Origin of the sequence: Pseudarthrobacter sp. SSS035 (genome assembly GCF_023273875.1) — a bacterium.
Classification (GTDB): domain Bacteria; phylum Actinomycetota; class Actinomycetes; order Actinomycetales; family Micrococcaceae; genus Arthrobacter.
This window is the reverse complement of the sequence record NZ_CP096882.1, coordinates 2,627,551-2,641,218: the sequence shown is the minus strand read 5'-3', so window position 1 is coordinate 2,641,218 and position 13,668 is coordinate 2,627,551. Positions and strand designations below refer to the sequence as shown.

13 protein-coding genes are annotated in these 13,668 nt (G+C 66.9%); 10 read left to right on the top strand and 3 right to left on the bottom strand.

Annotated features, from left to right (window positions below):
• Positions 1-34 precede the first annotated feature (34 nt).
• From MUN23_RS12170 to MUN23_RS12135, 8 genes are all read left to right on the top strand, one after another.
• On the top strand, positions 35-1,429 hold the full coding sequence (locus tag MUN23_RS12170; protein WP_248758492.1) for an NAD-dependent malic enzyme: 1,395 nt from the start codon (positions 35-37) through the stop codon (positions 1,427-1,429).
• Positions 1,430-1,445: 16 nt separating this feature from the next.
• The gene (gene aceB, locus MUN23_RS12165; protein WP_248758489.1) at positions 1,446-3,044 is read left to right on the top strand and encodes a malate synthase A; all 1,599 of its coding nucleotides are present in this window, start codon (positions 1,446-1,448) and stop codon (positions 3,042-3,044) included.
• Positions 3,045-3,047: 3 nt separating this feature from the next.
• The gene (locus tag MUN23_RS12160) at positions 3,048-4,325 is read left to right on the top strand and encodes an aldolase (RefSeq protein WP_248758488.1); all 1,278 of its coding nucleotides are present in this window, start codon (positions 3,048-3,050) and stop codon (positions 4,323-4,325) included.
• Positions 4,326-4,335: 10 nt separating this feature from the next.
• Positions 4,336-5,148, top strand: a complete 813-nt coding sequence (locus MUN23_RS12155; RefSeq protein WP_058931199.1) for a bifunctional allantoicase/(S)-ureidoglycine aminohydrolase — start codon at positions 4,336-4,338, stop codon at positions 5,146-5,148.
• Between the two features lie 202 nt (positions 5,149-5,350).
• A complete protein-coding gene (locus MUN23_RS12150; RefSeq protein ID WP_248758487.1) occupies positions 5,351-6,106 on the top strand; it encodes an IclR family transcriptional regulator in 756 nt (251 codons plus the stop codon).
• The gene (gene hutG / locus MUN23_RS12145; protein ID WP_248758484.1) at positions 6,103-7,053 is read left to right on the top strand and encodes a formimidoylglutamase; all 951 of its coding nucleotides are present in this window, start codon (positions 6,103-6,105) and stop codon (positions 7,051-7,053) included. Before MUN23_RS12150 ends, hutG begins: the two co-directional genes overlap by 4 nt.
• A gap of 37 nt (positions 7,054-7,090) precedes the next feature.
• Positions 7,091-8,596 carry an ABC transporter substrate-binding protein/permease gene (locus MUN23_RS12140; protein WP_248758482.1) on the top strand — a complete coding sequence of 502 codons (1,506 nt, stop codon included), beginning with the start codon at positions 7,091-7,093 and terminating at the stop codon, positions 8,594-8,596.
• Positions 8,596-9,327: an amino acid ABC transporter ATP-binding protein gene (locus tag MUN23_RS12135; RefSeq protein ID WP_160674730.1), complete on the top strand. Its 732-nt coding sequence runs from the start codon at positions 8,596-8,598 to the stop codon at positions 9,325-9,327. Before MUN23_RS12140 ends, MUN23_RS12135 begins: the two co-directional genes overlap by 1 nt.
• A gap of 116 nt (positions 9,328-9,443) precedes the next feature.
• On the opposite strand, the gene MUN23_RS12130 is transcribed toward MUN23_RS12135, so the two are convergent.
• Together MUN23_RS12130 and MUN23_RS12125 are read right to left on the bottom strand one after the other, a co-directional pair.
• Positions 9,444-9,653, bottom strand: coding sequence for a hypothetical protein (locus MUN23_RS12130; protein ID WP_248758480.1), 210 nt, complete (start codon positions 9,651-9,653; stop codon positions 9,444-9,446).
• A 99-nt stretch (positions 9,654-9,752) separates the two neighbouring features.
• A complete protein-coding gene (locus MUN23_RS12125; RefSeq protein ID WP_248764070.1) occupies positions 9,753-10,598 on the bottom strand; it encodes an aldo/keto reductase in 846 nt (281 codons plus the stop codon).
• Between the two features lie 183 nt (positions 10,599-10,781).
• Between MUN23_RS12125 and MUN23_RS12120 the strand changes: the two genes are divergently transcribed.
• On the top strand, positions 10,782-11,687 hold the full coding sequence (locus tag MUN23_RS12120) for a helix-turn-helix transcriptional regulator (RefSeq protein ID WP_248758478.1): 906 nt from the start codon (positions 10,782-10,784) through the stop codon (positions 11,685-11,687).
• 147 nt (positions 11,688-11,834) lie between these two features.
• Positions 11,835-12,644, top strand: coding sequence for a carbonic anhydrase (locus tag MUN23_RS12115; protein WP_248758476.1), 810 nt, complete (start codon positions 11,835-11,837; stop codon positions 12,642-12,644).
• A 4-nt stretch (positions 12,645-12,648) separates the two neighbouring features.
• On the opposite strand, the gene MUN23_RS12110 is transcribed toward MUN23_RS12115, so the two are convergent.
• Positions 12,649-13,581, bottom strand: coding sequence for a threonine/serine dehydratase (locus MUN23_RS12110; protein ID WP_248758475.1), 933 nt, complete (start codon positions 13,579-13,581; stop codon positions 12,649-12,651).
• Positions 13,582-13,668 lie beyond the last annotated feature (87 nt).

The following is a 13,668-nucleotide window of genomic DNA, read 5'->3' as shown; positions in this document are numbered from 1 at the left end:
GGTCCGGAAACGGACCCCACGAGGAGGAAATTCAATGGCGAACCCGAGCCCCGGAAATTCGATCACCCTGCGCGTCGCGGCGCCGTCGAGCTTCACCGCCACGAGTGAACTCGCTGCCGCCGTCGGCGCAGCCGGCGCAGCCATCACGGCGCTTGACGTCACGGAATCCCACCACGACACCCTTGTTGTGGACGTCACCTGCAACACCACCGACGACGACCACGCCGCCCGCGTCAAGGACGCCCTGAACGCGCTCGACGGCGTCACGGTCCAGCATGTCTCGGACCGCACCTTCCTCATGCACCTCGGCGGCAAACTCGAGGTGGTCCCCAAGGTAGCCCTGCGCAACCGCGACGACCTCTCCCGTGCCTACACTCCCGGCGTCGCCCGCGTCTGCCTCGCCATCGCGGAGGACCCGGCAGCGGCCCGCAACCTGACCGTCAAGCGCAACACCATCGCCGTCCTCACCGACGGTTCGGCCGTCCTGGGCCTGGGCAACATTGGCCCGGCCGCGGCGCTGCCCGTTATGGAAGGCAAGGCCGCGCTGTTCAAGCAGTTCGCCAACGTTGACGCCTGGCCGGTCTGCCTGGACACCCAGGACACCGAGGAAATCATCATGATCGCCAAGGCCATGGCGCCCGTCTACGGCGGCATCAACCTCGAGGACATCGCAGCCCCGCGCTGCTTTGAAATCGAGAAGCGCCTGCGCGATGAACTCGACATCCCCGTCTTCCACGACGACCAGCACGGCACCGCCATCGTTACCCTCGCGGCCCTCCACAACGCCCTGCGCGTGGTGGACAAGAAGCTCTCCGAGGTCCGCATTGTTGTCTCCGGCGTCGGCGCCGCAGGCTCGGCCATCATCCAGCTCCTCAAGGCCCAGGGCGCGCAGCACATCGTCGCCGCCGGCCGCTCCGGTGCCATCCACTCGGGCGAGCAGTACGACGACGAGCACCGCGCCTGGATTGCCGAAAACACCAACGAGGAAGGCTTCTCAGGGACCCTGCACGAAGCCATGGCCGGTGCCGACGTCTTCATCGGCGTCAGCGCCCCGTACGTGATCGGCGAAGAGCAGGTTGCCGCCATGGCCGAGAACGCGATCGTCTTCGCCATGGCCAATCCGACGCCAGAGATCGACCCCGTCATCGCGGCCAAGCACGCCGCCGTGGTGGCCACGGGCCGCAGCGATTTCCCCAACCAGATCAACAACGTGCTGGCCTTCCCGGGCTTCTTCCGCGGGCTGCTCGACGCCGGCGCGAGCGACATCACGCCGGAGATGCTGGTGGCCGCCGCAGACGCCATTGCCAACCGGGTAGCTGACGACGAGCTCAACGCGAGCTACATTATCCCCAGCGTCTTCGATCCTCATGTAGCCGCCGATGTGGCTGCCGCAGTGGCAGGCGCCGCTCACGCCGCCCGCGCTCTCTAGAAAAGGACTTACGAATATGGCTATCACTGTTACTGACCGTCAGCCGGTCGCCCGTGCGGAACAGATCCTCACCCCCAAGGCCCTGGCCTTCGTCGAGGAGCTGCACCGGCGCTTCGCCGGAACCCGCAACGAGCTGCTCGAGGCCCGCCAGGCCAAGCGCGACGGCGTCGCCCGCACCAGCCGCCTGGACTTCCTCCCGGAGACGCAGGAAATCCGCGACGGCGACTGGAAGGTCGCCGAGGCGCCCGCGGCGTTGCGGGACCGCCGCGTTGAGATGACCGGCCCGGCCACGCCGGCCAAGATGGCCATCAACGCCCTGAACTCCGGCGCCAAGGTGTGGCTGGCGGACCTCGAGGACGCCAGCACGCCCACGTGGCCCAACGTCATCGACGCCATCCTGAACCTGCGCGACGCCGCAACCGGCACCCTGGCCTACACCTCGCCCGAAGGCAAGGAATACACGCTCCGCACCGACGCGCCGCTGGCTGTTGTGGTGGCCCGCCCCCGCGGCTGGCACATGCCGGAAAGGCACCTGCTGATCGACGGCGAACCCGCCGTGGGTGCGCTGGTGGACTTCGGCCTGCACTTCTTCCACACCGCCAAGCAGCTGTTGCTCAACGGCCACGGCCCGTACTACTACCTGCCCAAGATGGAATCGCACCTCGAGGCCCGCCTCTGGAATGACGTGTTCGTCTTCGCCCAGGACTTCCTCGGCATCCCGCAGGGCAGCGTCCGCGCCACCATGCTGATCGAAACCATCCCGGCCGCCTTCGAAATGGACGAGTTCCTCTACGAACTCCGGGACCACGCCTCGGGCCTGAACGCCGGCCGCTGGGACTACCTGTTCAGCATCATCAAGTACTTCCGCGACGCCGGCGAGGAGTTTGTGCTCCCGGACCGCGCCTCGGTGGTTATGACGGCTCCGTTTATGCGCGCCTACACCGAGCTGCTGGTGAAGACCTGCCACAAGCGCGGTGCCTTCGCCATGGGCGGCATGGCCGCCGTCATCCCCAACCGCAGGCACCCCGAGGTCACCGAAGCAGCCTTCGCCAAGGTCCGTGCGGACAAGACCCGTGAGGCCAACGACGGGTTCGACGGCTCCTGGGTGGCCCACCCGGACCTCGTCCCCACCTGCCGCGAGGTGTTCGACGCCGCGCTCGGCGAGCGACCCAACCAGCTGGACAAGCAGCGCCCCGAAGTTTCGGTTACTGCGGACCAGCTGATCGACATCGCCTCGGCTGACGGCCAGGTCACCGAGGGCGGGCTGCGCCTGAACCTGTATGTCGCCGTCGCCTATACCGCCGTCTGGCTCTCCGGCAACGGCGCCGTGGCCATCCACAACCTCATGGAGGACGCCGCCACCGCCGAGATCTCGCGCTCGCAGGTCTGGCAGCAGATCCGCAACAAGTCCGTCCTCGCCGACACCGGAAACACCGTCACCCGCGAACTGGTCGAAAAGATCCTGGGCGAGGAAACGGAACGGCTTCGGACCGAATTCGGCGACGAGGCGTTCCGCCTGTACTACCAGCCGGCCAGCAAGCTGATCGCCGAGATCTGCCTGTCCGAGGACTACACGGACTTCCTCACCACGCCGGCCTACGAACTGGTGGGCTGAGTCATGGCGGTCTCCCCCACGCCGTCGCTCTCCGCGGCGGACCTTGCCGCCATCGACGCACAGCTGGCCGCCACCGACCAGCTGCTGGAACGCAATTACCCGGGCGACGACGGCACGCGCCAGCCCGTGCACACCGTGTACGTGCCGGCGGACCGTTTCACGCCGTCGTTCGCTGCCGACTGGGGTGCCCAGGCGCTCACGACGGCGGAGGCCCACGGCGGGCTCGAGAAGCTCGGCGCGCTGCTGGGCCAGGAGCCGGAGCTGGCCGCCGCCGTCGCCGCACGGGTCGGCGCCAAGCTGCGCGCGGAACCGATCGAGGACCTGCGCCTCGACTTCGAGGATGGCTTCGGCGACCGCGGCGATGAGGCAGAGGACGTGGCAGCGGTCGCCGCGGCCAACGCTGTGGCCACCGCCGTCGCGGCCGGCACCGCGCCGCCGTTCATCGGCATCCGGTTCAAGTGCTTCGAGGCGCCTACCCGGGCCCGCGGCCTGAAAACACTGGATCTGTTCGTCTCCACGCTCGCGCAGGCCGGCGAACTTCCTGCCGGACTCATCCTGACCCTGCCCAAGGTCACCACCGTGGCCCAGGTCCAGGCGATGGACTTCGCCGTGTCCCGGCTGGAGGAAATCCACGGGCTTCCCGCCGGCCGGCTCCGCTTCGAGGTCCAGGTGGAAACACCGCAGCTGATCCTCGGACCGGACGGCACCTCCCCCGTGGCGCAGTTGCCGCACGTGGTTCCGGGACGCATCAGCGCCCTGCACTACGGCACCTACGACTACTCCGCCTCGCTGCAGATCTCGGCCGAATACCAGTCCATGGAACACCCGGTGGCGGACTACGCCAAGGAAGTCATGCAGCTGGCCGTCGCCGGCACGGGCATCCGCCTCTCCGACGGTTCCACCAACATCATCCCGGTGGGCGACGCCGTCGAGGATGCCTGGAAGCTGCACGGACGCCTCGTCCGCCGCTCGCTGGAGCGCGGCTACTACCAGGGCTGGGACCTGCATGCCGCCCAGCTGCCCAGCCGTTTCGCCGCCACGTATGCGTTCTACCGCGAGGGGCTCCCGGCCGCAGCGGCACGCCTGCGCAACTACGTGGAACGCACGGAAGGCGGGGTCATGGACGAACCCGCCACCGCCCGGGCCCTGGCCGCATTTGTCCTGCGCGGCGTCCAGTGCGGCGCGGTGGGGACCGAAGAGGTCCAGACGCTGGCCGGCGTCGAACTTTCCCAGCTGACCGCACTGGCGCACCCGCGGCTGGCACACTCCACTTCGAAGTAAGGATCCAATGATGGGCAAGTACTACTACCCCCAGGGCGGGCTGCCGCCGCAGACGCACCTCACCACGGAGCGGGCCATCGTCACGGAGGCCTACACGGTCATCCCCAAGGGCGTTATGACCGACATCGTGACCAGCACGCTGCCGGGTTTCTCCAACACCCGCTCCTGGATCCTGGCCCGCCCGATCTCCGGGTTTGCCACCACGTTCTCCCAGCTGATCGTGGAGATCGGCCCCGGCGGCGGCGCTCCGAAGGCCGAGTTTGAGCCCGGCGTTGAGGGCGTTGTTTTTGTCACCAAGGGCAAGGTCAACCTGACCCTCGACGGCGAACTGCACCAGCTGGAGGAGGGCGGCTACGCCTACCTGGCCGCCGGTGCCACCTGGGGCCTGGAAAACGTCTCGGATGACATTGTCTCCTTCCAATGGATCCGCAAGGCCTATGAGCGGCTCGAAGGTTACGAGGCCAAGTCCTTTGTCACCAGCGATGCCGAGGTGGAACCCACCGCGATGCCGGATACCAACGGCGCCTGGAAGACCACACGCTTCACGGATTCGTCCGACCTGGCCCACGACATGCAGGTGAACATCGTGACGTTCCAGCCGGGCGGGGTTATCCCGTTCCCGGAGACCCACGTCATGGAGCACGGCCTGTACGTCCTGGAGGGCAAGGCCATGTACCTGCTCAACAACGACTGGGTTGAGGTGGAGGCCGGCGACTTCATGTGGCTGCGCGCCTTCTGCCCGCAGGCCTGCTACGCCGGTGGCCCCGGCGAATTCCGCTACCTGCTCTACAAGGACATGAACCGCCAGATCAAGCTGACCTAGGCCGCCGTCTACCGGCCGCCTCTTACCGGCCAGCCGCCGAAATCGCCGGAACCATGCCGGGTCGCTGCAAATTTGCGGCGACCCGGACATGGTTCCGGCGATTTCGCGTTAACCGACTCATTCCCACCCCACGGAAAATAAATTCCCACGCCATGGGAACTCTTTAATGCCATCTGTGATTCCAGCCACTAACGTCAGTGTCATGCCTACAGTTCCGAACCATTCCGTGATAACGGAAGGCAACGCCTCGCGGTTCGTCGACATCCTGCTCGAATTCGCGCGGCACCGGACTCTGACCGCAGCCCAGATCAGCAAAACAACAGGCATCCCCGCCAGCGCCGTGTACCGGCACCTGGCACTTCTGGTGCAGTCCGGGCTGGTGGCGCAGACCAGGCGCCGCGGCCAGTACAGCGCCGGCCCGGAAACCCTGCGCCTCGCCGCCAACTTCCACCAGGAGGCCATGGTCAAGGGCCGCATCTCGGAGCAGCTACAGCTGCTCTCGGATGAAACCCAGGAACTGGCCGCCTACCTGGTGGTCCGCGGTGCGGAAGCCCTCTGCGTTGATGCCATCGAAGGCCCCCAGATGCTGCGCTGCAGCTATTCGCCGGGCCGCTCGCTCCCCCTGCTGAAGGGCGCCAGCGCAATGGCCCTGCTGGCGCACCTGGACCCCCAGGAGCAAAGCACGATCGTGGCCGGCCTCGGACTGGGCGAGGAGGACGCTGACAACCTGAACCACGAGCTCCGGCTCGTCCAGGGCCGCGGCTTCGGCCTCAGCTACGGGGCGGTGGATGCGGGCGTCTGGGGCGTCAGTTTCCCCGTGTTCGGCGACGGCGGCCGGCTTTTGGGTGCCGTCAGCACCATGGCCCCGGCGGACCGGGCGGTCCGGCGCGAAAAGCAACTCATAGCAAGCACCCGGGACGCCGCATTGGCGCTCGGACACGGAGAAGGATCCCGATGACCAACCCCACCCTCCAGCACACGTGGACGGGCCGCGACGACGGCCCCGGCCCAGAGCACCGGCGCTGGCACCACGCAGTAAACACGGCCCAGGCCGGCACCACGGGAATCGCGGTCCTTGGGTTCCGCAGTGATGAAGGCGTCCGCCGGAACAAAGGCCGGGTCGGCGCCGTCGACGGTCCCGCAAGCATCCGCTCCGCCCTGGCACCCATGGCCGCACCGGCGGAACTCCTGGTCCATGACCTTGGCGACACCAGCGTTGTGGACGGAAACCTCGAGGACGGCCAGGAGCGCCTCGGTGCGGCCGTCCGCCAGGCCCTGGACGCAGGCCACCTGCCCGTCATCCTGGGCGGCGGCCACGAAACCGCCTTTGGCACCTACACGGGCCTCCGCGCCAGCCAGGTCACCGACGGACGCCGCATCGGCATCATCAACCTGGACGCGCATTTCGACCTCCGAGCGGAGGAAATCCCGTCCTCTGGCACGCCGTTCCGGCAAGTGGCCGAGGCCGAGCGTGCCCTCGGCCACCAATTCAGCTACACGGTGGTGGGCATCAGCCAGCCCGGCAACACCGAGGCCCTGTTCCAGACAGCACGGGAGCTCGGCGTCAAATACATCCTGGACGAGGAATGCACGGAGTCCAGGACTGAACAGGTCCGGCAGTTCACGCAAGACTTCATCGACTCCGTGGACGTGGTCTACCTGACCATCGACCTCGACGTCCTCCCCGCGTACGTCGCCCCCGGTGTCAGCGCACCGGCGTCGTACGGGGTTCCGTTCTCCGTCGTGCTGGACGTATGCCGTCAACTGGCCCGCTCCCCCAAGCTCGCGGTGGTCGACGTCGTCGAACTGAACCCCCGGTTCGACATCGACTCCCGCACGGCACGCACGGCCGCACGCCTCATCCACACGATCGCCACAGAGCGATCCGGGCACCGGCATGCGTAGCCGGAAGCCCGCCTCCCCTCCCCAGAAACGAGCACACATGAAGAACCGATTCTCGCGATTCGGATGGGCTGCCACGACGGCCGCCCTTCTGGCCGCGTTGCTGGGGCTGGCCGCGCCGGCAGCCCAGGCCGAGACGACGCCGGCAACCCCGTCGGCCGGCAAGATGGCGGACCTGCGCTCCGGCAAGACCACCCTCAAGGTGGGCACCGACGCCTCCTTCCCGCCGTTCGAATTCACCGATGCCAACGGCACCAAGATCGGTTTCGACATCGACGTTGTGCGGGACCTCGCCGCCAAGGCGGGCATCAAGAACGTCGAGTTCGTGCAGATGCCGTTCGGCAACATCGTCCCCGCGCTGCAGGCAAACCAGATCGACGTCGGCGCTTCCGCCATCTACATCAGCCCCGAGCGCGCCAAGGTGGTGGACTTCTCCGAGATCTACTACCCCGGCGGGCTGGGCATGTTCGTTTCCACGTCCAACGACACCGTCAAGTCGCTGGCCGACCTCGCCGGCAAGAAGGTTGCCGTGCAAGTGGGCACCAAGTCCGTTGAGTGGCTGCGCCAGAACCAGCCCCAGGCCGAGCTCGTGCAGGTCCAGACCAACGACCAGATGTTCTCCTCGGTCAAGCTCGGCCAGGCAGACGCCGTGGTCACGGGGCAGCCCGGCGGCCGGTACTTCATCCACGAGCAGGGCGGCCTGAAGCAGGTCGGCGAGCGCCTGACGAACGAGAACTACGGGTTCGCGTTCCAGAAGACCGACTCGGACATCCGCGAGGCGTTCAACACGGCGCTGAAGGGCATGCAGGACTCGGGCGACTTCACCAAGGCCTCCACCAAGTGGTTCGGCGACGAAACCAGCACCGCCACCGGTCCTGCCAAGGAACGCAGCATCTTCAACGTAGCCTCAATCACCAATTCCTGGGGCCCGCTCATGCAGGGCCTGGGGACCACGCTGCAGATCATCGCCCTGTCACTGGCCCTGAGCCTGCTGTTCGGCATGCTGGGCGGCTTCGCCAAACTCTCGCACATCCGGCCCATCCGCTGGATCGGCAAGGTGTACGTGTCCGTGGTCCGCGGTACGCCGTTCATCGTGCAGCTGTTCTTCATCTACTTCGGCCTGCCGCAGCTGGGCATCCAGCTCTCGCCGATGGTGGCCGGCATCCTGGCCCTAGGCCTCTACAGCGGCTCGTACGTCACGGAAATCGTCCGCGGCGCCATCCAGTCCGTGGACAAGGGCCAGATGGAAGCCGCGCGGTCCTGCGGCATGAGTTCCGCCTCCGCGCTGCGTCACGTGATCATCCCGCAGGCCTTCCTGCGCATGCTCCCGCCGCTCGGCAACGAGTTCGTGTCCCTGACCAAGAACTCCGCCCTGGTCTCCTTCGTGACCATCAGCGAACTGTTCCTGGTGGGACAGACCATCATTTCCCGCACCTTCGATGCACTGACCGTGTACGTCTTCATCGGCCTGGTGTACTACGTCCTCACCAACATCATCGGCCTGGCCGCAAACGCAATCGAGAAGAAGATGGCGGTTTACATCTAATGGCACTCCTGGAAACGAAAGAGATCACCAAGTCCTACGGTGACCACCACGTCCTCAAGGGCATCGACTTCACCATCGAGCCCGGCGAAGTTGTCGCCGTCATCGGCCCCAGCGGCGGCGGCAAGTCCACCTTCCTACGCTGCCTGAACCTCCTCGAGACGCCCACGTCCGGCCACGTGGTGTTCGACGGCGAGGACCTCCTGGCGCCGAAGGTGGACCTGGACCGTCTGCGCTCCCGCATGGGCATGGTGTTCCAGCAGTTCAACCTGTTCCCCAACATGACGGCCCTGAAGAACGTCATGCTTCCGCAGATGGATGTGCTGAAGCTCAGCAAAAAGGACGCGGAAGCGCGGGCCATGGAGCTGCTTGAAAAGGTCAACATGACCCACCGGGCGCACGTCTACCCGAACCGGCTCTCCGGCGGCCAGAAGCAGCGCATCGCCATCGCCCGCGCCGTGGCCATGAACCCCAAGGTGATGCTCTTCGACGAGCCCACCAGCGCCCTGGACCCCGAGGTGGTCCACGATGTCCTGGACGTCATGGCCGGCCTCGCCGCCGACGGTATGACCATGGTGGTGGTCACCCACGAAATGGGCTTTGCCCGCAAGGTGGCCGACCGCGTGGTTTTCATCGACGGCGGCAAGATCGCCGCCGACCTGCCGCCGGAAGAGTTCTTCTCCGAAAGCAACACCAACCCACGCATCCGGTCGTTCCTAGAGAAGGTTCTGTAACCCGGGACCATCCCCCGAACAACCCAAAGATGAGGGGCGGTGGCACCGGATTTCCGGTGCCACCGCCCCTCAGGTTTTGGCCGGTGCCGTTTGCCTGTGTGGGGCGTGCCTCAGGGTCAGGGCTCAGTAGCCGTCCGCGGTTCAGGTTCAATTGCCCACGCGGCTTCGTGCAGGAGACTGGCCAGCCGCCGCTGGAAGCGGGCCAGTCTCCTGCGTGCGCGTCCGGCTTGCCGTGGTGGCACAACGGGGGCATCGGGCAGGGCGCTGCGGCTGTCGTCGTTTATGAGGTGGACGACTGCCCATGCCATCATCAGCGAATTATCCATGGTTCTCTTCTTGTCATTTGTGGCGGGCACTGAACTTGTGCCCGCGGTTGTTCGGTGGTGCGCTGGCTTTCGGGTTTGCACTTCTCAGGTGCGGATTGGCTACATTTGGCTGTGCGCGGCGACGGCGGGATCCCCGCCGGTGCGGGCGCCGGACTCCAAATCCGTGATTGCGGCTACCTCCGCCGGCGTTAGCGATACGGCGGCAGAGCCCAGGTTTTCCCGCATGCGTGCGGCCTGGACAGACTTCGGGATGACGATGGTGCCCTGACTGAGATGCCACGCGAGCACAATCTGGGCAGGTGTGGCACCGTATTTCGCGGCCAGGGATTTCACGGTGCCCGCCGCCAGGGCGGCGCCCTGTCCCAACGGACTGTATGCCTCCACCGCAATGCCCAGGGAGCGATTCTTAGCCGCCAGTTCCTGCTGCTGGAAGGCGGGGTGGATTTCGATCTGGTTGACGGCCGGGACAATGTCCGACACCGGCAGGAGCATGTCCAGGTGGTCAGCCAGGAAGTTCGAAACTCCGATGGCGCGGATCTGGTTGTTTGAGTACAGCTTTTCCATGTCATTCCAGGCCTCGGTGAAGAGTCCCTGTGCGGGCACGGGCCAATGGATCAGGTAGAGGTCCAGGTAGTCCAGGCCCAGGGCTTGGCGGCTGTTCTGGAAGGCCTGCTGGGCCGTTCCTTGTTCACCGTTGCGCAGCTTGGTGGTGATGAAGAGTTCCTCGCGGGGTATGCCCGATGCTGCAATGGCTGCCCCGACGCCGGCCTCGTTCCGGTAAGCCGCGGCAGTGTCGATGTGGCGGTAGCCGGCTTCGAGGGCGTTCTCGACGATGCGCTGCGTTTCTTCCGGTGGGACCTGGAATACGCCGAAGCCGAGTTGCGGGATCTGGACGCCGTTGTTGAGGGTCACGGTGGGGATGGTAATTTCCTGTGGCTGGGACATCATCAGTTCTTCCGGTGGTGGTGGTGTTTGCTCGAACAGCCCTGCACGGGCGGGCTATTGCATTCAACGCTAAGCACGCCTGCAGGCCGTGTCAGCAGGTAAGCCATTCCCTCCTTTTCCTAGGACTGGCAGTCCTACCTTCGTCACTGGAAAGCTGGGACGCAGGCTTGGACAATGGAACACATGGGTCAGAGCGCGGAGTTTGGAAAGTTCCTGAAGGCTATGCGGTCGCGGCTGACGCCGGAGCAGGCCGGGATAGCCGCGACCTCCGGTGGCAGGCGTGTCCCCGGGCTGCGACGCGAGGAAATCGCGCGCCTGGCGGACGTGAGCACCGACTACTACACCCGGCTCGAACAAGGCCGGAACATCCACCCCTCCCGGGCGGTGATGGATTCAGTGGCGCGGGCCCTGCGCCTGGATCCTGGCGAGCAGGCGCACATGTTCGACCTTCTGGAGAACTGCGCGAAGTCCCAGCATTCACCCATTCCGGAACAGGGTGTTCGGCCGGCGCTCCGCCAACTCCTGGATGCCGTGGGCAACGTTCCCGCCCTGGTCCTGGGCCGGCGCACAGACGTTCTGGCCGGCAACCGCCTGGCGTTCCTTCTGCTTGCCGATTTCCCGGCCATGCCGGCAGCGGAGCGGAACCTCACCCGATGGGTTTTCCTCGATCCACGCTCCCACGATCTCTTCCGGGACTGGGAGACCGTGGCGGCCGAAGCTGTCGGGACCCTGCGCGCGGATATCGGCCGCCACCCCAACGACCCCCAGGCCAATCAACTCGTCGGCGAACTCGCAGTGCACAGCGAACGCTTCCGCCAATGGTGGGCCGGACACCGGCTGGCCACGGGGTCCGCAGGCAGCGTTCGGCTGCACCATCCCGTCGTCGGGGACCTGGAACTGAACTTCGAAGACCTGACGCTTCCCGACGATCCCGACCAGGTGCTGCGGGTGTATTCGGCGAAGCCGGACTCGCCGTCGGCTGATTCCCTGACCCTGCTCGGCAGCTTCGGTGCCGAAGTGCCGGCCGCTGCGGAAGCCTCACGGGCAACGGAGAACACAGACGCTTCCGGCGCCAGCACGGCGCCCTGACTTCCGGAAGGCCGTGGTGATGGCCACCCCGGTGTCACATCCTGCGGTGAGCCTCTGTGACAAGACCTGCCACCGGCCCCCCGTGGTAGTCGTCGTAGGTCCGCACCGGGCTCTCCGGTGCGGACCTACACGACCCGAAGGATGGAAATGCGCAGCGCCAAAGTAATGACCAGGAAGTCTTTGATAGTTGGATCCGGGCTGGGGCTGCTGGCACTTGTCACCGGCTGCAGCAGGTCCGCCGCCGGGGCCGCGGCACCCTCGCCGTCGGCCTCCGCAGCTCCCCATGCCTGGTCCTACGACGGCGCCGAGGGTCCCGAACACTGGGGCACCTTGAGCTCCGATTTCGGCTCCTGCTCGTCGGGCACCGCCCAGTCCCCCATCGACGTGGGCGGCGGTTCCGGCCTGTCCCCTGCACCGCTCGCCGTCGACTATTCCGCCTCGGAAGGCGAGATCACCGATAACGGCCACACCACCGAACTGCGTGCACTGACGGCCCAGGGCATCACGGTTGGCGGCAAGCAGTACGCCTTCAAGCAGATGCATTTCCACGCCCCGTCCGAGCACACGCTGGGCGGTGTACGGCACGAAGCGGAGTTCCACTTCGTCCACCAGGCCGACGACGGCGGGCTGGCCGTCGTCGGGATCCTCGCCACGGTGGGGGCTGCCAATGCGGCGTGGGCGCCGTTCACGGACGGCGTGCCGGCCGCAGCCGGTGGGCAGAAGGTGCCGGCCGGCGTCGTGGACTTCCCGGCGCTGTTCCCGGCGTCGCTGGACCACTTCGCGTATGACGGCAGCCTGACCACTCCGCCCTGCTCGAAAGGCGTGCGCTGGCTGCTCCTCGACACCCCCATTGAGCTGGGAGCCGGACAGCTTGCCACACTGCGCGCGGCGCACGCGGGCAACAGCCGGCCGGTCCAGCCGCTCAACGGGAGGGACGTCGTCGCGGTGGACCAGTAGAACCTCAGACCGTGGCGGGGTCCGTGTTGGCGCCGCAGAGGATCACGGCCACGCGTTCGCCGTCGGCCGGGACGTAGGCGCCGGCGTGCAGGGCGGCGAAGGCCGTGGCCGCCCCGTGCTCCACGATAATCCGGTACTGCTCCCACAGCAGGGAGCGGGCGGCCACGATGTCCTCGTCGGAGACCAGCACGGCGCGGACGCCGGTACGGACGGCCACGTCGAAGCCGATCCGGCCGATCTGCCGGGCCCCGAGGGAGTCGGCGGCGATCCCCGAGACGGCCACGTCCACGGGGGTCCCGGCCGCGAGCGCGGCGTGCAGGGTGGGCGTGGTTTCGGACTCGACGCCCACCACTTTGGCCCGGCCCTCCACGGCGGCCGCGACTCCCGCCATAAGCCCGCCGCCGCCCACGGCCACCACCACGGTGTCCACGTCGCCCAGCTGCTCCAGCAGCTCGGTTCCGATGGTGCCGGCCCCGGCTGCGATCTCGGCCTGGTCGTAGGCGTGGCAGTAGACCGCGCCGGTTTCGGCGGCGTAGGCCATGGCGGCGTCGTAGGCCTCGGAGTATTCGGCCCCGCGCTGGACTACGTTGGCGCCGATGGCCCAGAGCTTCTTGACCTTCACGGCGGGGGCGGACTCGGGCACGAACACGGTGGCGGGTACGCCGGCTTCCCTGGCAGCGTAGGCGTTGGCCAGGCCGGCGTTGCCGCCGGAGGCCACCACGATGCCGACGTCGTCCTTCAGCTCGCCGCGCTCCCGGCAGGCCAGGACCCGGTTGAACGCACCCCGCGCCTTGAAGGTGCCGGTGTGCTGCATGAACTCGCATTTGAGCCACACCTCGCCGGGGAACTGGCCGCGGTCTGCCGCCAGCACGGGCGTGACGCGGATCCTCCCCGCAATCCGGGCAGCGGCTTCGTCGACGTCGGTGCGTGTGATCATGGGGAAATCCTCGTTCCGGGGTGGGGCTGGGTTCAACGTTCAGGCTATCGCCCGCATAGACCTTCGCCGGGCATCCGGCGATAGAAT

Bases quoted from the DNA above. Each gene is read 5' to 3' on its own strand.
- MUN23_RS12160 (WP_248758488.1), top strand. From the start codon at position 3,048: ATGGCGGTCTCCCCCACGCCGTCGCTCTCCGCGGCGGACCTTGCCGCC.
- MUN23_RS12140 (WP_248758482.1), top strand. From the start codon at position 7,091: ATGAAGAACCGATTCTCGCGATTCGGATGGGCTGCCACGACGGCCGCC.
- aceB (WP_248758489.1), top strand. From the start codon at position 1,446: ATGGCTATCACTGTTACTGACCGTCAGCCGGTCGCCCGTGCGGAACAG.
- MUN23_RS12170 (WP_248758492.1), top strand. From the start codon at position 35: ATGGCGAACCCGAGCCCCGGAAATTCGATCACCCTGCGCGTCGCGGCG.
- MUN23_RS12150 (WP_248758487.1), top strand. From the start codon at position 5,351: ATGCCTACAGTTCCGAACCATTCCGTGATAACGGAAGGCAACGCCTCG.
- MUN23_RS12155 (WP_058931199.1), top strand. From the start codon at position 4,336: ATGGGCAAGTACTACTACCCCCAGGGCGGGCTGCCGCCGCAGACGCAC.
- MUN23_RS12110 (WP_248758475.1), bottom strand. From the start codon at position 13,581: ATGATCACACGCACCGACGTCGACGAAGCCGCTGCCCGGATTGCGGGG.
- hutG (WP_248758484.1), top strand. From the start codon at position 6,103: ATGACCAACCCCACCCTCCAGCACACGTGGACGGGCCGCGACGACGGC.
- MUN23_RS12135 (WP_160674730.1), top strand. From the start codon at position 8,596: ATGGCACTCCTGGAAACGAAAGAGATCACCAAGTCCTACGGTGACCAC.
- MUN23_RS12120 (WP_248758478.1), top strand. From the start codon at position 10,782: ATGGGTCAGAGCGCGGAGTTTGGAAAGTTCCTGAAGGCTATGCGGTCG.
- MUN23_RS12130 (WP_248758480.1), bottom strand. From the start codon at position 9,653: ATGGATAATTCGCTGATGATGGCATGGGCAGTCGTCCACCTCATAAAC.
- MUN23_RS12115 (WP_248758476.1), top strand. From the start codon at position 11,835: ATGCGCAGCGCCAAAGTAATGACCAGGAAGTCTTTGATAGTTGGATCC.
- MUN23_RS12125 (WP_248764070.1), bottom strand. From the start codon at position 10,598: ATGTCCCAGCCACAGGAAATTACCATCCCCACCGTGACCCTCAACAAC.